Genomic DNA, 22,895 nt, shown 5'->3' on the forward strand with positions numbered 1-22,895 from the left:
CACCGGCGTCCCAGCTCCTTTCCCACCCACGGGCACAGGCGCGTTCAGCGCCCGCCGGCGAAGGGCCAGGCCTCGATGTCGCGGTAGTGGATCGGGCCCGGGCCGCGGCCGATGTTGCTGCCGACCAGGTGCAGTCGTTCGGTGTGCCAGGGGCGGCCGGTGAACGCGGCGAGGCCGGCGGCGGCCTCCACCGCGTGGGGCGGTTCGTTCCGGCGGGAGCGGGCCAGGGTCAGGTGGGGGCGCAGGGGGCGGCCTTCGTAGGGGATGCCGCACTCCTTGACCAGGGCGCGTACGTCGTCCGCGAGGAGGTGGAGCTCTTCGAGGTCCCCGTCGATCCCCGTCCACAGCACCCGCTCGTCGAAGTGCCCGCCGCCGCGCAGCGCCAGTCGCAGGGGCCGGCGCGCCGCCACGAGCTCCGCGAGCGGTGGGCGCAGCAGGGGGACGGCCGCGACCGGGAGCTCCCCCAGGAAGGCCAGCGTGATGTGCCAGTCCTCGATCCGGTTCCACCGCATCCGCGGGTACGCCGCGTAGGCGGGGCCCAGCACCCGCTCCAGTTCCTGCTTGGCGTCGTCGGGCGGGGCGAGGGCGATGAATATCCGGACGGTCGCGGCGTGGGTCTTTTCCTTCACACAGCACTTAGTACCGTGCCGCGGGTGGTCCAGTCACCTCTCGCACTGCCGCGGCCCGGCACGGCACCCGCGGGCCCGAGTTCACCGTGAGCACACCCGGCGGCCGCCCGGCCAACAGGCCGCGGCCATCCGGCGGCCCGACGCTCAGCGGCGACCAATCTCTCATCATGCACCTGACATTGGAGTCCTTTTCGTGACCCTGCCACGTCAGACCCGCCCGGCGGCCACCCTCGCCCTGGGCGCGACCGCGCTGCTGCTGGCCTCCGGCGTCACCGCGCCGGCCCACGCCGCCCCCTCCCCCCGTCCGGCCGCCGCCGGCTCGCTGCCCGCCGTGACGCCCGTCGCCGAAACCGCACCGCTCTTCGACGACGAGGAGGGCGGCAACGCCAACGCCGACGACCCCGCGATCTGGCGCAACGCCGCCGATCCCGCCCGCAGCCTGGTCATCGCCACCGCCAAGGAGGGCGGCCTGCGGGTCTACGACCTCGACGCGGCCCAGGTCCAGGCCCTGCCCGCACCCGCCGGCCCGGGCCCGGACGACGCGCCCGGCCGGTTCAACAACGTCGACCTCGTCCACGGCATGCCCCTGACCGCAGGTCCCGCGGACATCGCGGTCGTCACGGACCGGGGCAACGACCGCCTGCGCGTGTACCGGATCGACCGGAACCGGCCCGACCGCCCGCTCACCGACATCACCGACCCCGCCGCAAGCCCGGTCTTCTCCGCGGACCAGGCCGAGATCAACGACCAGCGCACCGCCTACGGCCTGGCCACCTGGACCGACCCCGCAACCGGACGCTCGTACGCGCTGGTCAGCCGCCGCCACGAGACGACCGTCGCCCTGCTCGAACTCGTCGCCACCCCCGGCGGCACCGTCGGATACCGGAAGATCCGCAGCCTGGACCTGCCGGCCTCCTTCCGCATGCCGAACGGCGCCTCCTGGACCCCCTGCGCCGAGCCGGGCGAACGCCCCCAGATCGAGGGCATGGTCGTCGACCCGGCCACCGGCACGCTGTACGCGGGTCAGGAGGACGTCGGCATCTGGCGGGTCCGCGCCGACCTCGGCGGCCGCCCCCAACTCGTCGACAAGGTCCGGGAGTACGGCGTACCGGCCACCTACGACGAGCAGACCGAGGAGTGCGTGGCCGGCGCCGACCCGGGCTACGGCGGCCGCCGCCTCTCGGCCGACGTCGAAGGGCTGACCCTGATCACCGAGCCCGACGGCGACGGCTACCTGATGGCCTCCAGCCAGGGCGACAACACCTTCGCCTTCTACGACCGCGAACTCGAGGACGGCAACGAGTACGAGGCGGGTCTGCGGATCACGGCCCGCTCCCGCGAGATCGACGGCTCCGAGGAGTGCGACGGCGCCGCCGCCCTGAACCAGCCCCTCGGCCCCAAGTTCCCGCACGGCCTCCTCGTCGTCCAGGACGGCCACGACGCCCCGCACGACGGCGAGCGCACCGCCACCAACTTCAAGTTCGTCGACCTCGGCAAGGTGATGAGCCGCATCGACGACTGATCCCCGGGGGCCGGCCGGACGAGGTCAGGAACGCAGGAGCTCAGGGCCGCAGGAACCGGCGCAGCCGGGTCAGCGGCCACGCGTTGATGACCTCGTCCTTCGTCAGCCAGCCCCGCTGGGCGGTGCCCACCCCGTAGCGCACGTACGGCAGGTGGGTGGGGGAGTGGGCGTCGGAATCCACCGCGAAACGCACCCCGAACCGTTTCGCCCGCAGGACGTCCTCGTCGCACAGGTCGAGCCGCTCCGGATGGGAGTTGACCTCCAGGGCGGTCCCGGTCCGTGCGCACGCCCGGAACACCTCGTCGAAATCGGCCTCGATGCCCGGCCGGCGGCCGATCCGCCGCGTGGTGGGGTGGCCGATGACGTGTACGTACGGGTTCTCGCAGGCCCGCACCAGACGACGGGTCTGGGCCCGCCGGTCCAGCCCGAAGTGCGAATGCACCGAGGCCACGCACAGGTCGAAGCCGGCCAGGAACTCGTCCGGCCAGTCCAGCTCGCCGTCGGGCCCGATGTTGAGCTCCGTGCCGTGCAGCAGCCGCATCCCGTGGTGGGTCCGGTCCAGCGCGCGCACCCGCTCCCGCTGGGCCAGGATCTTCTCGTCGGTCATCCGCTGCATGTACAGGTTCGGTGCGTGATCGGTGACCGCGTAGTACGCGTACCCGCGCGCGGCCGCGGCCGCCACCATCTCCTCCAGCGGAGCCAGCCCGTCGGTCAGGTCGGTGTGGGTGTGCAGGTCGCCCCGCAGATCGCCCTCCGCCAGCAGTTCCGGCAGCTCGCCGCGCAGCCCGGCCGCGATCTCCCCGCGGTCCTCGCGCAGCGGCGGCGCGATCCACGGCAGGCCGAGCCGGGCGTAGACCTCCTCCTCCGTCCCGCCCGCCCGCAGCTCGCCGCTCTCGGCGTCGAACAGCCCGTACTCGGACAGCTTGAGCCCGTGGCGCACCGCGAGCTCCCTGGTGCGTACGTTGTGCGCCTTCGACCCGGTGAAGTACTGCATGCCCGCGCCCCAGGACGCCGGCGGCAGCACCCGCAGGTCCACCTGGAGGCCCTTCGTCGTCCGGACGGAGGTCTTCTTCGGCCCGTGCGCCAAGACCTCGGCCGTGGACGGCAGTCCGACGAGCGCCTCCATCACCGGCGCCGGCCGCTCCGACGCCACCAGTACGTCGATGTCGCCGATGGTCTCCCGCATCCGCCGCAGCGACCCGGCGTACGCGCACCGGACGACGCCGGGCACCGACGACAGCTCGCCGGTGATCCGCTCGGCGATCTCGGTGGCGGCGCTGATCAGGATCCGGCTGCCCGCCTTCTGCATCAGCGCGATGCCGGCGAGGATGTTCTCCTCGATCTTCTCCCCGAAGCCGCGCAGGTCGCGCAGCCGCTCCGCGTGGACCGCGTCGAGCAGCTGGTCCACCGTGCCCACCCCGAGCCGCTCGTGCAGCAGCATGGCCCGCTTCGGCCCGAGCCCGGGGATCCGGGTCAGTTCCCGCACCCCCGCCGGAACCGCCGCCCTGACCTCGTCGATCGCCGGGACGTGCCCGGTGCGCAGGTAGTCCAGTACCTTCTCGGCGATCGACGCGCCGACGTTGGGGATCTCCTTCAGCCCCTTCGCGTCCAGCTTCGCGACGTCCAGCGGACTGCCGCCGATGGAGCGGGCCGCCTTCTCGTAGGCACGCACCTTGAAGGCGTCCCCGCCGCTGATCGCGATCAGGTCGGCGTACTCCTGCAGGAGCGCCTCGACCTCGTCATTGGCCCGGCCCATACGTTCAGGGTGCCCCCGCGTCCCGGACGCGGCGAGCGGGTCAGCCGACCGTACGCACGTCGTCGCACACCGCGAGGGCGGCCGCCTCGGGGGCCTGCGCCACCGTCTGCTTCCAGTACGCGATCTCGCCCTCGACGCCGCGCCGTACGGGCTGGGCGTACGACACCCACGCCTCCGTGCCCGGCTCGCCCATCGTCGACCCGAACCGGACGGCCACGACGTACTGCCGCCCCGGCTCCAGGACCGCGTTCCGCCCGGGCTCCCGCGACACGTAATGACCGGGGCCGCTGCCCTTGAGCACGCTCTGGGTGAGCGCCAGGGACGCGGGGAACCGCCCCTTCACCGTGCCGAGCACCTTCACGTCGGTGACGAGGAAAGCGCCGGGCTGCGTCGACTCGTCGTCCTGGTGGCGGACGTTCCGTACGGCCTCCACGACCGCGATGCCCCGCGCCGCCGAGGCGACGCCGGCGTCCGTGGACCAGTCCGTGCCGCTGTCGCAGACGGCCGACACCGTGACTTCGCCCGTTCCGGCGGCCGCGTACCAGCCGCCCGCCGTGATCCCCCCCGCCACGGCCAGCCCGGCAACCGTCCAAACCCCTGCGCGCATCAGCCCCACAGCTTTCGGTAATTGGCCTTGTCGACGTCCTGCGGTTCCGCGAAGAGCGAGTGCGCTTCGGTCCACATGATCGAACGCACGTAGCCGGAGCCGCCGTTGCTCTTGTGGCACAGGCCGAGCGCGTGTCCCAGCTCGTGCGTGGCGACCTGGCGCCTCGTCGCGGTGTCGTAGCCGTCCATCTTCGCCTTGTTGAACCGGATGTAGTCGGTCGCCCCGATCTGCGGTCGCCGCTGCCAGTTGCCGGCGGCCGCATCGGCGGCGTTCGAATAGTCCACGAACTCCAGGTCGTTGACCGTCGTGGCGGAGTCCGCCACGATCTTGATTCTCGCTCCCGCGTACTGCCAGCGCTTGATCGCCCACTGGAACGCGTCGTCGTACTTCGTCGACTCCGTCCACCGGATCTCGCCCTCGTCGACCGAGGAGTCCTCACGGGTCTCCGTCGCGTCGCTCCCGCTCCTGGCGATGCAGGGGGCGGGGTTCACGGCGGCGGCGGCCGCCGGAGGCGGCGCGACCAGCACGACCGCGGCCACCAGGGCGAGGCCGCAGCGAAGACTGTTGCTCACGGCCCCGTGATACCGCCCCGCCCGCCGCCGGCTCGACCACCTGCCGGGTCAACTCACCCGCACGGGTGGCCGGATTCACGGGGAAGGGGCGCTCTCCGGCTTCCACCCCCAGGCCGTGAGCATCCCGGGCGACAGTCCGGTGCACCCGGGGGAGTCCAGGTAGCGCACGGCCTCGTCGAGTCGGGCGTCGTCGACCAGCCCCGTCGCCACCATGGCCGTGCGGGCCCGGTCCCAGGTGTCGGCCCAGAAGCGGCTGATCGCGCTCCCCGGCAGGAGCGGCGGTACGTGGATCTCCGCGGCCACCGGTTCCAGCCCGGCCGCCCGCAACTGATCGGGGCGCCGGGGCACCTGGGAGACGTCGGTCCCGATGCTGTCGCGCAGCCCCTGCCACATGGCCGCGATGGCCTGGGTGTACGGGGTCACGGGCGCCGAGTCCGTGGTCAGGTCGACCGCGTCGCTGACGACCAGGACCCCGCCGGGGGCGAGCAGACCGGCGAGCCGGGAGACCAGCCGCTGCGGGGAGGGCAGGTGCATGAGCACGAACCGGGCGTGGACCAGCCGGAAGAGCCCGGGGGAGAAGCCCTCGGCGGTGATGTCCGCCTGGAGCGTGCTGAGCCCCGGTACGGGGTGCGCCGCGAGGAACCGTACGTCACGGTCCACCGCGAGGACCCGCTCCACCCCCGCCTCGCCGAGCAGCCGCCGCGCCACCGTGCCCGTCCCCGCACCCACCTCCAGGCAGGTCCAGCCGGGCCCCACCCCCAGCTGCCGCAGCCGGGCCATGGTGGTGTCGTCGTAAGTGAGGGCCCCGAGGTCGATACGGTCGTCCTCGCCCCGGTCCCCGGGGCGGAAGACGCGCTCACCGTAACGGCCCTCTTCCGGGGGCCCTGTACCGGCCATGTGGCCATTGTGGCAAGCGGGGGCGGATGCCACATGTCGTACGGCCGGTGCCCGCCACCATGGCCAGGGTGCCGGCCCGGAACGGCAGCACGAGGTACGCGGCGGGGGAGAGCAGCACCGCGAGCGCGTAACAGGCGAGGGGCAGCAGGTAGCCGATGCCGCCCTCGGTGAGGGACGCGTACGCGCGGTCGCGGTCGGCGGCGGCCAGCAGGGCGCCGCCCACCGCCAGGCCGCGCAGGGAGGCCCGTACGACGGCGCGGCGCTTGCGGATCCGGGCATCGCGCCCGGCGTAGGCGCGGAACCCGCTGAACGCCGAGTCCACCAGCCCCAGCGCGCCGAGCGCCACGGCCACGCCAACGGCCGGGGCCCGATGACCGGCCGCAGGGTGGGGCAGAACGGGTTGGCCAGCCCCCGCGGCTCGTACAGCGGCCCGAGCAGGTGGACGAGCCGCTCCCCGATGCGCAGCTCCTCGCTGAGCCGCTGCAGCTCGGTGTGCGCGTCGGTCATCAGCCGGTCCACGGCCCGCCGGTCGAGCACGCCCTGCCGGTCGGCGTCGCACCGGCGGATCACCTCGGCCCGGCGCACGGGCAGGCGCACGCCGCTCCCCGGCCCCGCACCGCGGGCTGCTCCTCTCACCCGCCGTCCGGCGCGGAGTCCATGGACCGCATGGCTTCCTCCGACCGCTTCGCCATCTCGTCCGGCGGGACGTCCTCGATGTGCGTGGCGACGTTCCAGCGGTGGCCGAACGGGTCCTCGAACTGGCCCGTGCGGTCGCCGTAGAACTCGTCCTTGACCGGCGACACCTCGGTGGCGCCCCGGGCGATGGCCTCGGCGAAGACCGCGTCGACGTCCTCGACGTACACGTGAAGGGTGATGGGCGTGCCGCCCACGGCCTTCGGCGAGCGGAACCCGATGTCCGGGAACTCGTCCGCGAGCATGATGACCGACTTGCCGAGCTCCAGCTCGGCGTGGCCGATCCTGCCGTCGGGCGCGGCCATCCTCATCCGTTCGCGCGCGCCGAGCACGGAGACGTAGAAGTCGATCGCGGCCGAGGCCCCGTCGACGCAGAGGTACGGCGTGACGCGCGGATATCCCTCGGGAACGGGCTGGACAGTCACCGGGCTCCCGCCTTTCCGGACCGGGGCGGTCACCGCCGACCGCCGTCTGCGACCACAGATAGCCCTCGCCCGCGGCACGCGCGCGGGCGCCGCGCGGTGGCAGGGCACGGGATGCCCCGAAGGGCCGCGGGCACCACGCCCGCCAGGTCGTCCGGCCCGCGGCCCCCGGGCGCGTAGGCTGCGGCCGAACCGACCATTCGTCACGAAGGGAGTAAACGTGGCCTCTCGTCTCAATCCGTACATCAGCTTCGCGGGTGACGCCAAGCAAGCCATGGCGTTCTACAAGGAGGTCTTCGGCGGCGACCTGGCCGTCCACACCTACGGCGACTTCGGCTCCGAGGCGCCCCCCGGATACACCGACAAGATCATGCACGGCATGCTGGAGACCACCAGCGGATTCACGCTGATGGGCGCCGACAACCCGCCCGGCACGGAGCACAATCCCGGGAACAACATCGCGGTGAGCCTGAGCGGCGACGACGCGGCCGAACTGCGCGGCTACTGGGACAAGCTGTCCGGCGGCGGCACGGTGTCCGTCCCCCTGGAGAAGCAGATGTGGGGCGACGTGTTCGGCATGTGCACGGACAAGTTCGGCATCACGTGGATGGTCAACGTCAGCGAACAGCAGCGCTGACGCGCCGTTGACGCGTCGGCGGCCCCGTGGGCCGTCGACGCGCGTCCGCCGCGACCTCCCGCAGGCACGGCAGGCCGGCCGGCGCTACCGGGGCACCCGTACGGTCACCGTCTTCGGCCGCTGGTACTCGTGCAGTGCCAGAACGCTCAGGTCCGTGCCGTGGCCGGAGCTCCCGCGGCCCCCGTGCGGGAGTTCGGCCGTCTGCACCAGATGGCAGTTGAGCCATGCCTCGCCCGCGTTCAGGCGGGCGACCAGGTCGAGACCCGTGGCCAGGTCCGTCGTCCACACGCTCGCCCCGAGTGCCTGCGGGACGCCGTTCGCCAGGGCCAGGGCCGCCTCCGGGCCCTGCGCCTGCTGGACGGTCAGGAGGGGCCCGAACACCTCCTCGGTGACCGCCGGATCGTCGTCGGGGAGGTCCGCCAGCAGGCGTGCCGGACGCCAGTGGCCCCGCTCCCCGTCGGCTCCGGGGGCGATGTCGGCCGCGAGGTTCCGCTTGGCGGCGGAGGAGGCGACGAGGCGGTCGTAGCGGGCCGCCTGGTCCGGATTGTTCAGCGGCCCGAAGTCCCGGCCGGCCAGCCGCGAACGCAGTGCCGCCGCCAGCCCGGCGACGGTGGCCTCGTAGTTCTCCGCGAGGGTGATCACCCGGGCCGGAGCCGCGCAACTCTGGCCCGCGTTGTACGTGGCGGCCTCCGCGAGGGCGGCGTACGTGTCGGCGGGGGAGTCCGGGAGGACGATCGCCGGAGCGTTGCCGCCCAGTTCCAGGCTGACGCGGCGGGTCCCCGCCCGGGCCGCCACATCGGCTCCGGCCCGGCCGCTGCCGGTGAACGCGACCATGTCCACCGCCGACTCCACGAGCAGCCGGCCGGTGCGCCGGTCGCCCGGGAGGCACGTGAGGACGCCCTCGCCCAGCACCCGCGCCGCGTGCTCCGCGAGCAGCTCCAGGCTGTCGGGGGTCGTCTCGGCGGGCTTGGCCACCACCGTGTTCCCCGCCGCGAGGGCCGGCGCGCAGCGCCAGGCGGCCATCAGGAGCGGGTAGTTCCACGGCACGATCACCCCGACCACGCCGACCGGCTCCCAGCGGACCCAGCTCTCGTGGCCCGTCACCAGGTGCCCCGAGGCCGGGGCGGTCCGGGTGCGCGCGGCCGTCGCGTAGAACCGGAACAGGTCGGCCACCTGCTCAAGTTCGCCCGCCGTCTCCGACCCGGGCTTGCCCGTACCGGCCTGCTCGCGGGCCGCGTACTGCTCCGCCCGGTCCTCGACGAGAGCCGCGAGGCGGTCGAGGCGACGGCCCCGCTCCTTCGGCGTCAGGGCGCTCCAGCCGGGGAGGGCGGCGCGGGCCGTCGCCACGGCGGCCGCCACCTCGCGCTCCCGGGAGAGGGGGGCACTACGGCGCGTCCGCCCGGTGCGGGGGTCGCTCAGCTCGGTCGGCTCGGTCGGCTCGGTCGGCTCGGTCAGCTCGGTCAGCTCGGACAAGGGCGGACGCCTTTCGCGGATCGGGGGTTTGCTCGGAACTCATACGTCGTACGACCTCAGCCACAGCTCCAGCGTCAGCACCAGCCACAGCTTGCCGCCCTGGCGGGGCAGCAGCGCTCCCTCGCCCTTCAGCCAGGTACGGATGGTCTCCGGGCGGAACAGGCCCCGCTGCCGGGAGCGGCGGCCGAGGAGGAGTTCGTGGCCGAGGTCGCGCAGCGGACCGGTCAGCCACTGCTGGACGGGGACCCGCATCCCGCTCTTCGGCCGGTCGACGACCGTGCCCGGCAGCAGGTCCCGCACGGCCTCCTTCAGGATCCACTTCTCGGCCGTGCCGCGCAGTTTGTACGACGGCGGGGTGGCGAAGGCGTGGTCGACGACCGACCGGTCGAAGAGCGGGGAGCGGCCCTCCACGCCCTGGGAGGAGGTGAGGCGTTCCACCTTCGTGAGGATGTGGTGCGCCCCCTTGGTCCGCAGGTTGCAGTGGAGGAGCCGGTTGAGGAGGTGCTCCATGGCGTGCGGGCCGCCGCCCTCGGCCTCCGCGAGCAGGTACGGCTCCACGTGCCGCTCCAGCCGCGGGGCGTCCCGCAGGGCGTCGAGCACCGGCGCCGTCAGCAGGACCGGGAGGTCCGTCCAGCACTTGCGGTACGAGCGCAGGTACGCGGTCGCCCGGTCCTCGTCCCAGGGCGCGCCCGGAGTCCGGTGCATCTCCTGGACCAGCATCGGGAGGTTCTTGGGCCCGCCGAAGACGGGGTCGCCGCCCTCGCCGTTGAGGACCACCGAGGCCCCGTCCGCGGCCACGGCCTCGGCCAGCATCAGGTTCGGCACCGTCAGCGGGTCCCCCACGGGGCTGTCCAGCAGCGCGGCGGCCTCGGCCAGCCGCGCCGCCACGGCCTCTCCCGACACGTTCAGGATCCGGTGCCGGGTGTGGCAGTGGGAGGCCACCAGGCCGGAGTAGCCCAGCTCGTTGGGGAGGTCGTCGCCGAAGCTGATCGAGTACGTGTGGACGGGGTGGGAGTGGAGCTTCGCCGCCAGGGCGGTGACGAGGGAGCTGTCGATGCCGCCGGAGAGCAGCACCGCGGCGGGCTCCGCCACGGGCAGCCGGGCCGCCGTGGCCTGCTCCAACAGGGCGCGCAGGGCCAGGACATGCCCGGTGGGGTCTGCGGGGGCGGGGTCCGCGACGTGTTCCCGGGGCTCCCAGTGGACCGTCTCGGTGACCCGGCCGTCCAGGGCGAGGCGCAGGACCCGGCCGGGCAGCACCTCGCGGACTCCGGTGAGCAGGGTCTCTTCGCCGGGCAGGTATGCGAAGGTGAGGAAGGAGCGGACCGCCGACAGGTTCACGGACGTGCCGAGCGCCGGCCAGCGACGCAGCGCCCGCAGGGACGACGAGGCGGCCCAGGCGCCGCCGGCCCGCGCGTAGTAGAGGGTGCGGGCGCCGACGTGGTCGCGGATCAGGACCAGGTCGGGGCCGTCGAGCACGGCCAGCGCGAACATCCCCTCGGCGCGCGCGACTCCGGCCTCGCCGAGCAGCGCCCAGCAGTGCAGGAGGAGTTCGCCGTCGGAGCAGTCGGGCGGGGGTGGCGCAGCGGCCGCCCCGGCTCTGAGCGCGGCCAGCAGTTCGGGGCGGTTGTGGAGGGTGACCTCGCCGACCGCGGTGCGCCCGAGCGCGGTGAACGGGCCGGTGGCCCGGCCGGGTTCGCCGGCGATGAGGGCCAGCCCGGCGCCCGGGACGTCCGCCGGGACGGGTCCCCGTGCCGGGGCGCCCATCGCCGCGAGGTGGGCCAGGGCCTGCCCGGTGCTGTCGGCCAGGCAGGCGGAGAAGCGTGCCACGGCTGGCTCCTTTCCTTGGTGCTGGAGTACTGCTCGCGTACTGCTTGCCTACTGCTCCGTGCTCCGTGCTCCGTGCTCCGTGCTTTGCGTCGCGGGCCGCGGGCCGCGGCTCAGCCGAAGTCGTCGTCGCTCCAGGGGTCCTCGTCGCCGTCCCAGCCCGCGTCCCAGCTGTCGTCGCCGGAGTCCGTGTCGGCCCCGGCGTCCCCGCCCCCGCCGTCGCCCCCGGAGGACGAGGCCTGGCTCTGCTGGCGGCGCAGGGCCTCTTCCTCCGCCAGGGTCATGTCCAGCGGCGGCAGGTGCGCGGCCGTGATGGCGAGGGACGCCACCCCCAGTCCGGCGAGGAGCACTCCCATCCGGCCCCCGAAGGAGCTCCGGTTGACGGTGACCCGCTCGCCGCGCGGCCACACGGTGCGGCCGTAGCCGATGTCCCGCGCGTAGGTGGCGGTGCCGTCGGCGAGGGTGCGTTTGATGACGCGGTCGCCGAGCAGCTCATCGGTGCCCGAGGCGCCCCGGTTGTCGTGCCAGCGCACCAGGTGGGGGCGGCCGGCGGTGCGGCTGCGCCACTCCTCCAGGCCGTCGTCGTACCTGCGGTGGACCGTGCCGTCGGCGAGCAGTTCGTCCGTGTAGCCGATCTCTTGGGGCCGGATCATCGTCTGCGTACCTCTGGTGTCTGGAAGGGGTCACGGGGGCCGTTCACGCGGCGGGCCAGGTCATGAAGCCGGCGGTGCGCAGACCGCTCAGCTCGCCCCACACGGAGTCGCGGGGCGGCCGCGGCCCCCGCGTCAGCCGCAGTACCGTCCGTACGAGCCTGGCCGGCGGTACGGCGGCCACCTCGGCGAACCGGCCCCGTGCCAGCCACGCGGCCTCGCGGGGCCGCAGCGCCGCCGGCCAGTCGGAGCCCGCCGCCGGGGCGGGCGCCGGGCCGCGCCCGGAAGGCAGCCGCAGCGCGGCGGCGTGCCGCGGGACGAGCCCCAGGGAGCTGACCCGCACTCCGGGTACGGGCCCGAGCGCGGCCCGTACCCGAGCCGGGAGCGTCACGCCTTCGGGGCTCGCGTCGTGCAGGACGTGCACCGTGGCGCCGTCCGCCCGCTCCAGGGCCGCGAGGAGCCGGGGCGGCAGCGCGTCGGGCACGGCGAGGACGGGGCAGGCCGCCTCCAGGTGGACGTGGTTGGCGAGCAGCATGGCGGCGATCGAGCGGTCCTGGCACAGCAGCAGCCGGGGCAGCCCGTAGTCGTACAGGTCGGGTTCGGACGGCGGCCGGGACCGCGCGGGATCCGCCGGGGCGGCCGCGGCCGGCAGCAGGCCCGGCACGCCCTCCCGGCCCCGCGCGTCCAGGGCGCGGGTGAACGCGGGCAGGCGCAGCGCGGGCGGTGGCGAGCCGGGGATCCGGCGCAGGAGCGGGGCGGCAGGGCTGAGGACCCGGCAGGTCTCGTAGTAGAGCTGGCGCTCGGTGAACCGCAGCCCGCCGGGGTCGGCCGCGCGGGCGATGGCCGCGCCGATCGCCAGGTCGAGCAGCCGGCCGCCGGACGCGGGGGTCCCCGGGCGGGCCGAGCGGGAACGGGACAGTTTCGTACGGGTGCTCACGCGGTGGTCGTGCCCTTCTTCCGGGAGGTGTCCTCGTCTGCCGCACCGTCCGCGTCCGGCCAGGTCAAGAACCCGTACACCGGGGCGGATCCGGCACGCGCGGCGCCCTCGGCCACCGCCCGTTCCACCGCCTTCTCGACGACGCCGGCGAGCAGCGGCGGGTGCACGGCCGCGATCGGGCTCCAGAACCCCTCGGCCAGCCAGGCGGCGTCGTCCTCGGAGAGGCCCGCCACGGCCCGCAGTTCCGCGGGGTCCACGCCCCGGACGGGCGTGACGCGGTGGACGGCGCCCTTGCGGCGCCGGGCCGCGGGGACCGGGAGTCCCGCGTCGATGACGGCCCGGTCCGGGTGGGCGATGCGCAGGAGCGGTGCCAGCAGGGCGCCCAGCGCGCTCGCGTCGTGCAGGACCACCAGTGGCAGCCTGTCCGGTACGTCGACGAGGGATTCGTGAGCGGCCCCCGGTTTCGCCTCCACCAGCACGGCTCGCAGGCGCAGCGGGATGTCGTTGGCCCGGAGGAACACCGCTACGGCGCGGTCGGTGCACAGGATCACGGCCCTCGGCCGGGACGGCTCGGCCCGGGACGGCTCGGCCCGGGCGGGCCGGGGGGTGTGCCGCACGTCGTTCACGACGCCCGCGGGCAGGGCCCCGTACGCACTCTGCCACTCGCCGGTCATCAGCTGCCGGAACCGCTCCTCGGGGGGACTGAGGTACGAGCCCGCGGTGAGTGCGCTCTGGTACGGGAAGAGCTTGGGCGCCGCGATGAGGACGGCGACGGCGGCGATCACGGCCAGGTCGGCGGGGATTCCGCTGTTGAGGGCCCAATACACGAGGAGCCCGGCGCTCACCGGCAGCGTCACGAGCCGGCGGATCCAGGGAGGGACCCCGCGCGCCTCGCGCGCCTGCCAGGCCCGGCTCTGCGTACGGGCGCGGTACCAGAGCTGGGTGAGGGTCACCGTGAGCCGGCCGCCGTCGGTGAGGGACTCCGCGCAGCGGCGGATCCGCAGGTCGTGCATGCCCTGGCCGTGCACCTTGGGGTCCAGGGCGAAGCGGCGGTGGCAGTGGGAGCACACCTGGCCGGTGCGCTCCGTGCGCTTCAGCGAGGTCGAGCAGTTCGGGCAGATCATGGCGCACCCGCCGGTTCCGGGCCGTCCCCGGGCGCAGCCCCGGGCCAGGTCATGAAGCCGGTCTCGGCGGCCTTGCCCCGTTCGGCGTCGCCCCTGCGGGCGGCCTGTTCGGCGAGCCGGTCCACCACGGCGAGCAGCCGGGCCGGGGGGATGCCGACGAGTGGGAACCGCCAGCCCCGCGCCAGCCACTTCAGCTCCTCCTCGGTGAACTCGCCGAGGGCGGTGAGCCGTTGTATCTCCTCCGGGGCCGGCTTGTGCAGGGGATCGCGGTACGGCACCGCCTTCGGCAGGGCCCGGACCGTACGCAGCGACACACCCGCGTCGACCACCGGGCGGCCGGGGAGGCTCGCCCGGAGGTGCCGCACCAGCAGCTCGCCGCGCGCGTCGGCGTCGCGGAGCACCAGGACCGGGCCGTGCGGCGGCAGCGCGGCCAGCAGGGACGACCGTACGTGCTCGGGGCCCTGCACCAGGGCGATGCCGTGGCGCTCGGGCAGTCCGTCGGCGGTGAGGAAGGCGGCGACGGAGGGATCGGGGCAGACGAGCACCGCGTTCGGCGGCGGAGCGTCGGCCGCCCGCTCGGGCCAGGGTTCGCCGGCTTCGTCGATCACGCCGGGCGGCAGGGCCCGGTACACCCGCTCCCACGGGAGGAGCACCGCGTCGCGGAAGGCCGAGCGGGACATGGGCGCGAAGCCCTTGTTGAGCCCCATCGACTGGACGATCAGGATGCCGAACCCGAGTGCCAGCAGGGCTCCGCAGGCGTACCTCATGAACGGCAGCTCGCCGAAGCCGGCCAGCAGACCGGAGATCACGGCGCCGACGATGGCGGCGCCCGCGCAGCCGGGATCGGGCTTGCGGTCCCTGATCGGCTTGCGCGACAGCGCGTACCACAACTGGTCCGGGGCGATGCGGATCCGGCCGTCGTCGGTCAGCCCGGTGGCGATCCGTCGTACCCGGAGGTCGTTGAGGCCCAGCTGGTTGGTTTTGGGGTCCAGTGCGTATTCGCGCTGGCAGTGCCTGCAGACGTTGCCAGGGCGCTCCTTGCGGAGCAGGTTGCGTTCGCAGTGCGGGCAGATCACCGGGGCACCTCCAGTGCGGCCGCCACACGGCGCAGGCGTGCGGCCAGCCGCTCGCGCACGGTGGTTCCGGGGATGCCGTGGACCCGCTGGGCGCGCTCGATGTCGCGCAGCGCGGCGGCGAGGACCCGGTAGTCGGTGGTGGCGACGGCCACCGGGGAGGCGAGCCGCGAGGGGCCGGACGGCCCGGCGGTGGGGGCGGCCCCGGCCTCGGCCCGGTGCTCGGCTTCCGCCGCGGTGATCGCGTAGTCCTCGTGGTCGATGCCGTATCCCGTGTTGGCGGCGAGGATGGTGAGCGGGACGTCGCCGCGGTTCGCGAAGGAGTGCGGCATCATCTCCGGGATGCGGATCAGCATGCCGGGAGCGAGCCGGACCTCGGTGACGCGGCCCCGGTCCGGGTCGTAGAGCCCGCAGGCGGCGTGGCCGAGGCTGAGGACGAAGTGCTCGCCGCCGTGCGCGTGCGGGGTGAAGGCACTGCGCGGGCCCACCACCCCGAGCTTCACGGTGGCGTTGGACGGCCGCTCCGGCGAGGTGCCGGCGTCGCCCACGAGGTAGTGCGCGAACTGCCCGTCGTCGATGAACCGCAGGAAGTCCCGCTCCGGCCCGAGCTCCCGGGCCCCCTCCCGGTCCGCCAGCACGATGCCGCCGTCCGGCTGGAGCCGGTACAGCTCCACCCCGCCCGGCAGTCCGCGTCCTGCGCGCTCCAGCGGCTCCTCGGACAACTCGCGCGGTCCGGACGTGCGGTCGTACGGTCGTGCGGCCATCGCGCCTCCCCCTGACGCCATGCAGTGCGCTCCATCGCGCCTCGCACGGGCATCGTAAGGCCCTGATCGCCACGAGCGGGAGGACTCGGGACGTACTCAGGACAACCGGCAGATGACGGCCGGGTTCAGCCGACCCGGTAGTCGAACCAGATGCGATGCGTGCCGTCGGCGTCGACGGCCATTCCGCCGGCACCGGAGATCCCGGCCAGCTCGCCGGTGCCGCTCGAAGGCAAGATCGTGAAGAACTCCGCCGAGCGGTCGGTGCCGGAAGTCGTCGCGGAGTGCACGAAGTTGAAGGAACCCTCCCGTCCCTGCACCGAGCCCTCGAACGACTCCATGGCCACATAGGTGCCGACGCCGGTCGACTGGTCGAACGCGGAGGTGAACAGGGTCGCCGAGCGACCCGCGACCTCTCCCGCGAACTGCTTCTCCATCGTCGCGACCCCCACGGGCAGCCCGGTGGGCACGGCCGGCTCGGGCTTCAGATCGGTCGGGACGAATGCGGTGACGGTGAATGTTGCCGTAGCTCTCATACGCCGACGGTACCGAGGGGGTCTGACAATCGCCGCCGCCCCGGCCCACGACCCGCGGCCACCGGCTTTGAACCCCACCCCAAGTCCGACGCCGAGTTCGCGGGGCTCACCCGTGGGGACGGACTGTTCATCGGTTTCCAACGGGTCGACGGCCACCGGGCTCCGACGTGGCCGGACCAGGCCGTTCCGCAGCAGCTCCACCTCTGCTTCGAGGTCGAGGACGTGGCGGAGGCCGAGGCCCGGCTGCTCGAACTGGGCGCGGGCAGGCCGGATCACCAGCCGAACGAACGGTGGCGGGTGCTCACCGATCCGGCCGGGCATCCGTTCTGCCTCGTCGGGGCCGGAACGATTGATCCGAACCAGGCGGTGCCCGAGGGAAGTTGACAGGAGCCCCACCTCTGCACCACCCTTTCACTACTTACCTAGTGAAAGGGTGGTGTTGGCGTGCTGGAATACCGGATCGACCGGCGCAGCGGCATCGCCACGTACCTCCAGATCGTCCAGCAGACCAAACAGGCCCTGCGCCTGGGCCTGTTGGAGCCCGGCGACAAACTGCCGACGGCACGCGAGGTCGTGGAAGCCACCGCCATCAACCCGAACACCGTCCTCAAGGCCTACCGCGAGCTGGAACGCGAAGGGCTCGTCGAGGCGAAGCGGGGCCTGGGCACCTTCATCCGGAAGTCCCTGGGCAGCGCCCCGGCCGACTCCCCGCTGCGCGACGAGCTCGCCGACTGGGCCCTCCGGGCCCGGGAATCCGGGCTGGAGCGGGACGACGTGGCAGCGCTCTTCACATCCGTACTGGAACAACACTTCAAGGAGGACGGCACCGCATGACGCAAACCGTGATCGAGGCGGAAGGCCTCGGCCTGCGCTACGGACGCCGGGGAGGCTGGGCACTGCGCGACTGCTCCTTCCAGCTGCCCGAAGGCCGGGTGTGCGCACTCGTCGGCCCCAACGGGGCCGGAAAGTCGAGCCTGTTGGCCGTCGCCGCAGGGCTCGCCCTCCCCACGGAGGGCACCCTCCGCTCGGTGCCGCGCGAGGAACTGGCGTACGTGGGCCAGGACAAGCCCCTCTACCCGCAGCTCACCATCGGCGAGACCCTGCGCATGGGCGCCGAGCTCAACCCGGGCCGCTGGGACGCGCAGACGGCGCAGCGCATCGTCGACGGCGGGGGACTCGACCCGCACGCCAAGGTCCGTACGCTCTCCGGCGGCCAGCGCACCCGGGTCGCCCTCGCCCTGGCCCTCGGCAAGCGCCCCGGCCTGCTCCTCCTGGACGAGCCGATGGCCGACCTCGACCCGCTCGCCCGGCACCAGCTCATGGGCACCCTGATGGCCGACGCCGCCGACAACGGCACCTCGGTGGTGATGTCCTCGCACATCCTCACCGAGCTGGAGGGCGCCTGCGACCACCTCCTGCTCGTCGACGGCGGCCGGGTCCGCCTCTCCGGCCCCGTCGACGAGGTCGGCGCGGCCCACCGGCTGCTCACCGGCCCCGCCTCCGCCTCCGCCGAACTCGCCGCGCACACCGTCGTCGAGACCCGTACGACGGGCCGTCAGCTCACCGCGCTCGTGCGGCTGCGCGGCCCCGTCGACAGCGCGACCTGGCAGACCTCGCACCCCTCCCTGGAGGAGCTCTTGCTCGCCCATCTGCGTTCCCCCGACGCCCCGTCGTTCACCGCTCCCGACTCCCTCGCCGGCGCGGGGGTGGTGCGCGCATGAGCACGCTCACCTTGAAGGGCCCGTACTGGCTTACGGTCCGCCAGCACCGGCGCGCGCTGTGGGCGCTGCCCGCCATCGCGGTGGCCGGCCTCGCCGCCGTGATCGCCCTGCGCGCGTGGGCGGCCGACCCCTACTCCGTCCCGACCCCGTTCCCGAACCGCGGATACAGCGTGCTGCGGCTCTCCATGGAGTACGCGGGTACGGGCCTGCTGTTCCTGCCGATGCTGGTCGGGGCCTTCGTGGCCGGCCCGCTGACCGCCCGTGAGCTGGAGAGCGGCACCTGGCGGCTCGCCCTCACCCAGTCGTCCACCCCGAAGGCCTGGCTCGGTGCGAAGGTCCTCGTGGCCGCGGTGGTCACGGTGCTCGGCTCGGCGGCCCTCGCCGGCGTCTACCGCCTCGGCTGGGCCGAGGTGTCCGGCACCTGGCAGCTCCACTGGGCCGACCGCGGACCGTACGAGGCCGCCGGCCCGGTGCTCGCCGCGTACTGCCTGCTCGGCGTGGCCCTCGGCGTCCTCGTCGGCCAGCTGGTCCGGCGCACCCTCGTGGCCATGGCGGTCACCGGCTTCCTCACCGGGCTGACGCTGCTGGTCCTCGGCGCCCTGCGGTGGTCCTTCCTCTCCCCGGTCGTCGCCACCATGCCCTTCCCCGGGAACACCGCCTCGCTGATGCCCCACTCCGCCCTGCTGATGGACACGGGCCTCATCACCGCCTCGGGCGAGCGGCTTCCCGAATACGCCTGCATCGAACGGACCGGGAACCTGGGCGTCTGCCCCGCCGACATGAACGTCACCTCCTGGTACCTGGAGTACCACCCGGTCTCGCACCACTGGCCGACGCAGCTCATCGAGACCTCCCTCGTGCTGGCCCTGGCCGCTGCCGCGCTCTACGCCGCGTTCCGGATCGTGGGCGCCCGGCACCGCTGAGCACGCCGACGGAGTCGGGGCCCGTTGTCAGACCCCTCGGCGAGGATGATCCCCATGAAGAGCATCCACGCCGAAGAGGCGCTGTCCGCCATGTCCGGCCGCGAAGAGTACGAGGCCGCCCTCGCCCGCCTGCGCGAGGCCTCCCGGGCCTACTACGGCGAGGGCGACAGCCCGCTCGACGACGCCGGATACGACCGGCTCCGGATCGCCGTGCTGGCCTGGGAGCAGGCCCACCCGGACGAGACCGCGGCGGATTCCCCGACGGGCCTGGTCGCGGACGGAGCCGCCCCGGCGGGGGACGTCGCGCACACCACGCGACTGCTCAGCCTGGACAACGTCTTCGACCCGGCCGGCCTCGTCGCCTGGGGAGCCTCGCTCCAGCGCCGCCTGGGCCACGCGCCCGCCGGCGGGTTCACCGTCGAGCCGAAGATGGACGGCGCGGCCGTCGCCGCCCGCTACCGGGGCGGGCGGCTGGAGCAGATCGTCACCCGAGGCGACGGCACCCATGGCGAGGACGTCAGCCACGTCATGGGCACGGTCGAGGGCCTGCCCGAGCAGCTCCCCGTACCGGCCACGTTCGAGGTGCGCGGCGAAGTCCTCTTCACCCGGCAGCAGTTCGAGACCGCGAACGAGATCCGCACCGCACACGGCGCGCAGGCCTTCGCCAACCCCCGCAACGGCACGGCCGGCACCCTGCGCGCGAAGGACCGCCCCTACCGGCTCATGATGACGTTCTGGGCGTACGCAGCGGTCGAGCTCGACGGCGTCCCCTTCGCGTCCCCCGGGGCCACGCACGCCGAAGTCATGGCCGCCGTCGCCGAGTCGGGAGTACGGACCACGGCCGACACGCCCGCCGGCCTGCACGTGGTCGAAACCCTAGAAGAAGCCCAGCGGAAGGTCGACGAGATCGCCGCGCTCCGCCCCGGCCTGCCGTTCGGCATCGACGGCGTCGTGATCAAGGCGAACGACGCGGGGGAGCAGACCGCGGCCGGGCTCGGCAGCAGGTTCCCGTACTGGGCGATCGCCTTCAAACTCCCTGCCGTCGAGCGCCAGACCGTCCTGGCGGACGTGGTCTGGGAGGTCGGCCGCACCGGAGTCCTCGCCCCGACCGCCATTCTCGAACCGGTCGACATAGACGGCTCCACGGTCACCCGGGCGACCCTCCACAACCCGGCCGACATCCGCCGCCGCGACCTCCACCTCGGCGACACCGTGACGGTCTACAAGGCGGGCGACATCATTCCGCGCGTCCAGGCCGCCGTCATCGCACTGCGCCCGGACACCGCGCGGGAGGTCCCGCTGCCCACCGCCTGCCCCAACTGCGCAGGGGAGATCGACAAGAGCCAGGAACGGTGGCGCTGCGCGAAGGGAAGCGGCTGCGCCCTGCCCGCGCTGATCGAGTACGCCGCCGGCCGGGACATGCTCGACATCGACGGCCTGGGCAAGACGTACGTCAACGCACTGATCGAGGCCGGTGCCGTCACCGACGTCGCCGACCTGTTCACCCTCACCGAGGAGCAGCTCACCGAGGCCTCCGGCAGCGCCAAGCGCGGAGCGAAGCTCGCCGAGCAGATCGCGGCCGCCAAGTCCCGCCCGCTCAGCCGCGTCTTCTGCGCCCTCGGCGTCCTCGGCACCGGGCGCAGCATGTCCCGCCGCATCGCCGCGCACTTCGGCACCATGGACGCGATCCGGCAGGCCGACGCCACGCTGATGCAGGAGGTCGAAGGCATCGGCGAGGAGAAGGCCCCGGTCATCGTGGAGCAGGTCGCCCTCCTGGCCCCGGTCATCGGCAAACTGGCCGCGGCCGGGGTCAACATGGAGGAGCCGAAGGCGCCCGAGGCGACCGGCGGCGGCCCGCTGGCGAACGCGACCGTCGTCGTCACCGGCAAGATGAGCGGCCCGCTGGAGAGCCTGGGACGTTCCGGGATGAACGCGCTGATCGAGAAGGCCGGCGGCAAGGCGGGCAGCAGCGTCAACTCCAAGACGACCTACCTGGTCTGTGCGCCGTCCGCGAGCGGAAAGCCGAGCTCCAAGGCCGTCAAGGCCGCGGAGCTGGGCGTCACGGTCCTCACGCCGGAGGCGTTCGCCGAACTCGTCACCGACCACATCGGCTGACGGCGGTGTCGTCCAGCGATCCGAGGATATTTGCGATCATCGACAGCGATTCGCCCGGAATGCACGAGAAGCCGATGCGCGAGGAGCCGATGCGTGATGCCAGCAGCCCTTCCCGACCCGACCGCGGTTCATCCGATGCCCGATCACCCGCGTGTGGTCCTGCTGCGGCCGTTGATCACCTCGCCGCTGATCGAGGTCGGCGAGTTCTCGTACTACGACGATCCGGACGACCCGACGGCGTTCGAGACCCGGAACGTGCTGTACCACTACGGTCCCGAGAAGCTCGTGATCGGGAAGTTCTGTGCGCTGGGTGAAGGGGTGCGGTTCATCATGAACGGTGCCAACCACCGGATGGACGGTCCTTCCACGTACCCGTTCCCGATCATGGGTGGCGCGTGGGCCGACCACTTCGACCTGATCACCGGCCTGCCGGGCCGGGGGGACACCGTCGTCGGCAACGACGTTTGGTTCGGGTGCCGCTCCTTGGTGATGCCCGGCGTCCGCATCGGCCACGGAGCGGTCATCGCGTCCGGGTCGGTGGTCGTCGACGACGTGCCCGACTACGCCGTCGTGGGAGGCAACCCGGCCAGGGTTATCCGCCGCCGCCACGGCGATGCCGACATCGCCCGCCTACTGGAGCTCGCCTGGTGGGACTGGCCGCTCCCGCACCTCACCCGGCACGTGCGCACGATCATGTCCGGCAGCGTCGAGGCCCTCCAGGCCGCCGCCCCCGCGCCCTCCGACTAGGCCGAGAAGCGGGGCAGAGCGCCGGCGACGCGGTTCCACACGGAGCGCGTGGCCCCGAAGCCGCTCTCGTGCACCCAGACGTGCGTGCACGCGGGGCACTGGAGGTGGAGCAGGCTGCCGGTGTTGGTCAGCAGGTAGCGCCAGTGGCTGGAACAGGTCCGCCGCTGTTCGCAGGGGTCGCAGCCCTGGGCGTCGTCGCACTTCGGGCAGGCCACCCAGGCACGGCGCCCGGGGTCGGCCTGCGGGTCAAGCGGCAGCACGGCCGTCTCCCCTCGCGGGCAGCACACCGGCCGCGACCAGGTCGTCGTACACGCGCTGCTGCTGGGCGTCGAGCCCGGAGTACAGCAGGTCGTACGCGGCCTCCTCGCCGAGGAGCACCTCGAGGGGATCCCAGTCCGGGCCGAGGGCTTCCATCACCTGCGCGCGCCGGAGCACCTCCTGGGAGGTGAGGTCCACCGCGAAGTCGACCAGCGCGGACGGGTCGGACGCGCCGGACGCGGCGGGCTCGTCCGGGGAGGGGATGGGGTCGTGGGGGGCCATGGCATCGAAGTTAGGTAGCCCTTGCTTCCCAGGTCAAGAGGGGGTGGGCGGAGTCACAGACCGGACGCCCCGCGCCGCGCTCCGCCCCGGCGCTCGGCTCGCGGGCACGCTCACAGGCTCGTGAGGAGCCCGTCCAGGGGGGCCGGTACCCGTGCGTGGTCGAGGGCCTCGACGAGGAGGTGGCCGTAGCGGATCTTGCGGCCCTTCTTCGTGCCGAGGAAGCGCCGCAGCTGCTGCTGCCGGGGCCGGCCGTGGTGTGCGGGCTGACGCAGGAAGGTCTGCCAGGCCCGCAGGTCGCCCTCGGTGCCGATGATCTCCTCGACCCGCTCCGTGCCCAGCGCGCGTATGAGTTCCTCCTCCAGGTCCGCGACGCACACGAAGACGTCCTGGTGCGGCGCCCGGGCCCGCTTCAGACCGCTGTCGAAGTAGCGCTGCTCGCGCTCGTCGCACAGCCCCACCAGGCGCAGGCCGATACCGGGCGGCCCGAGGAGGCCGGCATAGCGGCCGATGTTCATCGCCCCGCCCATCGACACCACGCACACCCCCTCGGCGGCAAGGTCCCGGCCACGCCGCGCGGCCAGCGCCTCCACGGCCGCGAGGTCACTGGCCCCTTCGAGCAGCACCGCCGTCCGCACCCCCAGCTCCTCGGCCATGTCGCCCGCCGGCCCGCCGGGGCCGCCGGCTGCCTGGCGGCCGATCTCATCCTTGAACGCTTGCATGTCGACCATGGAGCGAG

The 22,895-nt window shown here is 73.5% G+C and carries 25 protein-coding genes and 1 pseudogene; 8 read left to right on the forward strand and 18 right to left on the reverse strand.

The window, feature by feature from the left end; genetic code table 11:
* Positions 1 to 44 precede the first annotated feature (44 nt).
* Positions 45 to 629, reverse strand: a complete 585-nt coding sequence (gene thpR, locus AB0O21_RS31560) for an RNA 2',3'-cyclic phosphodiesterase (RefSeq protein ID WP_365176455.1) — start codon at positions 627 to 629, stop codon at positions 45 to 47.
* A gap of 193 nt (positions 630 to 822) precedes the next feature.
* Between thpR and AB0O21_RS31565 the strand changes: the two genes are divergently transcribed.
* The gene (locus AB0O21_RS31565; protein ID WP_365176457.1) at positions 823 to 2,151 is read left to right on the forward strand and encodes a phytase; all 1,329 of its coding nucleotides are present in this window, start codon (positions 823 to 825) and stop codon (positions 2,149 to 2,151) included.
* A 40-nt stretch (positions 2,152 to 2,191) separates the two neighbouring features.
* Here AB0O21_RS31565 and polX read toward each other — a convergent pair whose 3' ends face one another.
* The 6 genes from polX to AB0O21_RS31595 all read right to left on the reverse strand — a co-directional run bounded on the left by polX (position 2,192) and on the right by AB0O21_RS31595 (position 7,101).
* A complete protein-coding gene (gene polX / locus AB0O21_RS31570) occupies positions 2,192 to 3,907 on the reverse strand; it encodes a DNA polymerase/3'-5' exonuclease PolX (RefSeq protein ID WP_365176459.1) in 1,716 nt (571 codons plus the stop codon).
* A 40-nt stretch (positions 3,908 to 3,947) separates the two neighbouring features.
* Positions 3,948 to 4,514: a hypothetical protein gene (locus AB0O21_RS31575; protein ID WP_365176461.1), complete on the reverse strand. Its 567-nt coding sequence runs from the start codon at positions 4,512 to 4,514 to the stop codon at positions 3,948 to 3,950.
* Entirely contained in the window at positions 4,514 to 5,086 is a 573-nt protein-coding gene (locus AB0O21_RS31580) for a M57 family metalloprotease (protein WP_365176463.1), read from the reverse strand. Before AB0O21_RS31580 ends, AB0O21_RS31575 begins: the two co-directional genes overlap by 1 nt.
* Before the next feature lie 75 nt (positions 5,087 to 5,161).
* Positions 5,162 to 5,983 (reverse strand): methyltransferase domain-containing protein, encoded by an 822-nt coding sequence (locus AB0O21_RS31585; protein ID WP_365176465.1) that lies wholly within the window; start codon positions 5,981 to 5,983, stop codon positions 5,162 to 5,164.
* Positions 5,943 to 6,335: a hypothetical protein gene (locus tag AB0O21_RS31590; RefSeq protein WP_365176467.1), complete on the reverse strand. Its 393-nt coding sequence runs from the start codon at positions 6,333 to 6,335 to the stop codon at positions 5,943 to 5,945. The genes AB0O21_RS31585 and AB0O21_RS31590 overlap by 41 nt, the downstream gene beginning before the upstream one ends.
* 280 nt (positions 6,336 to 6,615) lie before the next feature.
* Entirely contained in the window at positions 6,616 to 7,101 is a 486-nt protein-coding gene (locus tag AB0O21_RS31595; protein ID WP_365176469.1) for a VOC family protein, read from the reverse strand.
* 217 nt (positions 7,102 to 7,318) lie between these two features.
* Here AB0O21_RS31595 and AB0O21_RS31600 point away from each other — a divergent pair, with 217 nt between their 5' ends.
* Entirely contained in the window at positions 7,319 to 7,735 is a 417-nt protein-coding gene (locus tag AB0O21_RS31600; protein WP_365176471.1) for a VOC family protein, read from the forward strand.
* Positions 7,736 to 7,819: 84 nt separating this feature from the next.
* On the opposite strand, the gene AB0O21_RS31605 is transcribed toward AB0O21_RS31600, so the two are convergent.
* From AB0O21_RS31605 to AB0O21_RS31640, 8 genes are all read right to left on the reverse strand, one after another.
* Positions 7,820 to 9,208 carry an aldehyde dehydrogenase family protein gene (locus tag AB0O21_RS31605; RefSeq protein ID WP_365176473.1) on the reverse strand — a complete coding sequence of 463 codons (1,389 nt, stop codon included), beginning with the start codon at positions 9,206 to 9,208 and terminating at the stop codon, positions 7,820 to 7,822.
* Positions 9,209 to 9,247: 39 nt separating this feature from the next.
* Positions 9,248 to 11,035, reverse strand: coding sequence for an asparagine synthase-related protein (locus tag AB0O21_RS31610; RefSeq protein ID WP_365176475.1), 1,788 nt, complete (start codon positions 11,033 to 11,035; stop codon positions 9,248 to 9,250).
* 110 nt (positions 11,036 to 11,145) lie between these two features.
* On the reverse strand, positions 11,146 to 11,685 hold the full coding sequence (locus AB0O21_RS31615; RefSeq protein ID WP_365176477.1) for a hypothetical protein: 540 nt from the start codon (positions 11,683 to 11,685) through the stop codon (positions 11,146 to 11,148).
* 43 nt (positions 11,686 to 11,728) lie between these two features.
* Positions 11,729 to 12,619 (reverse strand): hypothetical protein, encoded by an 891-nt coding sequence (locus AB0O21_RS31620; protein WP_365176479.1) that lies wholly within the window; start codon positions 12,617 to 12,619, stop codon positions 11,729 to 11,731.
* On the reverse strand, positions 12,616 to 13,743 hold the full coding sequence (locus tag AB0O21_RS31625; RefSeq protein ID WP_365176481.1) for a hypothetical protein: 1,128 nt from the start codon (positions 13,741 to 13,743) through the stop codon (positions 12,616 to 12,618). The genes AB0O21_RS31620 and AB0O21_RS31625 overlap by 4 nt, the downstream gene beginning before the upstream one ends.
* The gene (locus AB0O21_RS31630) at positions 13,740 to 14,819 is read right to left on the reverse strand and encodes a hypothetical protein (protein WP_365176483.1); all 1,080 of its coding nucleotides are present in this window, start codon (positions 14,817 to 14,819) and stop codon (positions 13,740 to 13,742) included. The genes AB0O21_RS31625 and AB0O21_RS31630 overlap by 4 nt, the downstream gene beginning before the upstream one ends.
* A complete protein-coding gene (locus AB0O21_RS31635; RefSeq protein WP_365176485.1) occupies positions 14,816 to 15,580 on the reverse strand; it encodes a cupin domain-containing protein in 765 nt (254 codons plus the stop codon). The genes AB0O21_RS31630 and AB0O21_RS31635 overlap by 4 nt, the downstream gene beginning before the upstream one ends.
* A 125-nt stretch (positions 15,581 to 15,705) precedes the next feature.
* On the reverse strand, positions 15,706 to 16,113 hold the full coding sequence (locus AB0O21_RS31640) for a DUF3224 domain-containing protein (protein WP_365176558.1): 408 nt from the start codon (positions 16,111 to 16,113) through the stop codon (positions 15,706 to 15,708).
* A gap of 57 nt (positions 16,114 to 16,170) precedes the next feature.
* Here AB0O21_RS31640 and AB0O21_RS31645 point away from each other — a divergent pair.
* The 6 genes and pseudogenes from AB0O21_RS31645 to AB0O21_RS31670 all read left to right on the forward strand — a co-directional run.
* A pseudogene (locus AB0O21_RS31645) lies at positions 16,171 to 16,497 on the forward strand (VOC family protein); the annotation flags it as partial.
* Positions 16,498 to 16,557: 60 nt separating this feature from the next.
* Positions 16,558 to 16,947: a GntR family transcriptional regulator gene (locus AB0O21_RS31650; protein WP_365176487.1), complete on the forward strand. Its 390-nt coding sequence runs from the start codon at positions 16,558 to 16,560 to the stop codon at positions 16,945 to 16,947.
* Positions 16,944 to 17,834 carry an ABC transporter ATP-binding protein gene (locus AB0O21_RS31655; protein WP_365176489.1) on the forward strand — a complete coding sequence of 297 codons (891 nt, stop codon included), beginning with the start codon at positions 16,944 to 16,946 and terminating at the stop codon, positions 17,832 to 17,834. Before AB0O21_RS31650 ends, AB0O21_RS31655 begins: the two co-directional genes overlap by 4 nt.
* Positions 17,831 to 18,757, forward strand: coding sequence for an ABC transporter permease (locus AB0O21_RS31660; RefSeq protein WP_365176491.1), 927 nt, complete (start codon positions 17,831 to 17,833; stop codon positions 18,755 to 18,757). The genes AB0O21_RS31655 and AB0O21_RS31660 overlap by 4 nt, the downstream gene beginning before the upstream one ends.
* A gap of 54 nt (positions 18,758 to 18,811) precedes the next feature.
* Positions 18,812 to 20,872 (forward strand): NAD-dependent DNA ligase LigA, encoded by a 2,061-nt coding sequence (gene ligA, locus AB0O21_RS31665; protein WP_365176492.1) that lies wholly within the window; start codon positions 18,812 to 18,814, stop codon positions 20,870 to 20,872.
* A 96-nt stretch (positions 20,873 to 20,968) separates the two neighbouring features.
* The gene (locus tag AB0O21_RS31670) at positions 20,969 to 21,619 is read left to right on the forward strand and encodes a CatB-related O-acetyltransferase (RefSeq protein WP_365176493.1); all 651 of its coding nucleotides are present in this window, start codon (positions 20,969 to 20,971) and stop codon (positions 21,617 to 21,619) included.
* On the opposite strand, the gene AB0O21_RS31675 is transcribed toward AB0O21_RS31670, so the two are convergent.
* The 3 genes from AB0O21_RS31675 to AB0O21_RS31685 form a co-directional block, all read right to left on the reverse strand.
* A complete protein-coding gene (locus tag AB0O21_RS31675) occupies positions 21,616 to 21,879 on the reverse strand; it encodes a hypothetical protein (RefSeq protein ID WP_365176494.1) in 264 nt (87 codons plus the stop codon). The genes AB0O21_RS31670 and AB0O21_RS31675 overlap by 4 nt on opposite strands.
* Positions 21,866 to 22,159 (reverse strand): DUF6400 family protein, encoded by a 294-nt coding sequence (locus tag AB0O21_RS31680; protein ID WP_365176495.1) that lies wholly within the window; start codon positions 22,157 to 22,159, stop codon positions 21,866 to 21,868. Before AB0O21_RS31680 ends, AB0O21_RS31675 begins: the two co-directional genes overlap by 14 nt.
* A 110-nt stretch (positions 22,160 to 22,269) precedes the next feature.
* Positions 22,270 to 22,887, reverse strand: a complete 618-nt coding sequence (locus AB0O21_RS31685) for a TOPRIM nucleotidyl transferase/hydrolase domain-containing protein (RefSeq protein ID WP_365176496.1) — start codon at positions 22,885 to 22,887, stop codon at positions 22,270 to 22,272.
* Positions 22,888 to 22,895 lie beyond the last annotated feature (8 nt).

Origin of the sequence: Streptomyces sp. NPDC091371 (assembly GCF_040684275.1) — a bacterium.
GTDB lineage: Bacteria > Actinomycetota > Actinomycetes > Streptomycetales > Streptomycetaceae > Streptomyces.

What these genes read in the sequence shown, in the direction of transcription:
- AB0O21_RS31685 (WP_365176496.1), bottom strand. Translation starts at nt 22,887, where the DNA reads ATGGTCGACATGCAAGCGTTCAAGGATGAGATCGGCCGCCAGGCAGCC.
- AB0O21_RS31625 (WP_365176481.1), bottom strand. Translation starts at nt 13,743, where the DNA reads ATGATCTGCCCGAACTGCTCGACCTCGCTGAAGCGCACGGAGCGCACC.
- AB0O21_RS31660 (WP_365176491.1), top strand. Translation starts at nt 17,831, where the DNA reads ATGAGCACGCTCACCTTGAAGGGCCCGTACTGGCTTACGGTCCGCCAG.
- AB0O21_RS31655 (WP_365176489.1), top strand. Translation starts at nt 16,944, where the DNA reads ATGACGCAAACCGTGATCGAGGCGGAAGGCCTCGGCCTGCGCTACGGA.
- AB0O21_RS31575 (WP_365176461.1), bottom strand. Translation starts at nt 4,514, where the DNA reads ATGCGCGCAGGGGTTTGGACGGTTGCCGGGCTGGCCGTGGCGGGGGGG.
- AB0O21_RS31640 (WP_365176558.1), bottom strand. Translation starts at nt 16,113, where the DNA reads ATGAGAGCTACGGCAACATTCACCGTCACCGCATTCGTCCCGACCGAT.
- AB0O21_RS31680 (WP_365176495.1), bottom strand. Translation starts at nt 22,159, where the DNA reads ATGGCCCCCCACGACCCCATCCCCTCCCCGGACGAGCCCGCCGCGTCC.
- polX (WP_365176459.1), bottom strand. Translation starts at nt 3,907, where the DNA reads ATGGGCCGGGCCAATGACGAGGTCGAGGCGCTCCTGCAGGAGTACGCC.
- ligA (WP_365176492.1), top strand. Translation starts at nt 18,812, where the DNA reads ATGAAGAGCATCCACGCCGAAGAGGCGCTGTCCGCCATGTCCGGCCGC.
- AB0O21_RS31635 (WP_365176485.1), bottom strand. Translation starts at nt 15,580, where the DNA reads ATGGCCGCACGACCGTACGACCGCACGTCCGGACCGCGCGAGTTGTCC.
- AB0O21_RS31585 (WP_365176465.1), bottom strand. Translation starts at nt 5,983, where the DNA reads ATGGCCGGTACAGGGCCCCCGGAAGAGGGCCGTTACGGTGAGCGCGTC.
- AB0O21_RS31670 (WP_365176493.1), top strand. Translation starts at nt 20,969, where the DNA reads ATGCCAGCAGCCCTTCCCGACCCGACCGCGGTTCATCCGATGCCCGAT.
- AB0O21_RS31615 (WP_365176477.1), bottom strand. Translation starts at nt 11,685, where the DNA reads ATGATCCGGCCCCAAGAGATCGGCTACACGGACGAACTGCTCGCCGAC.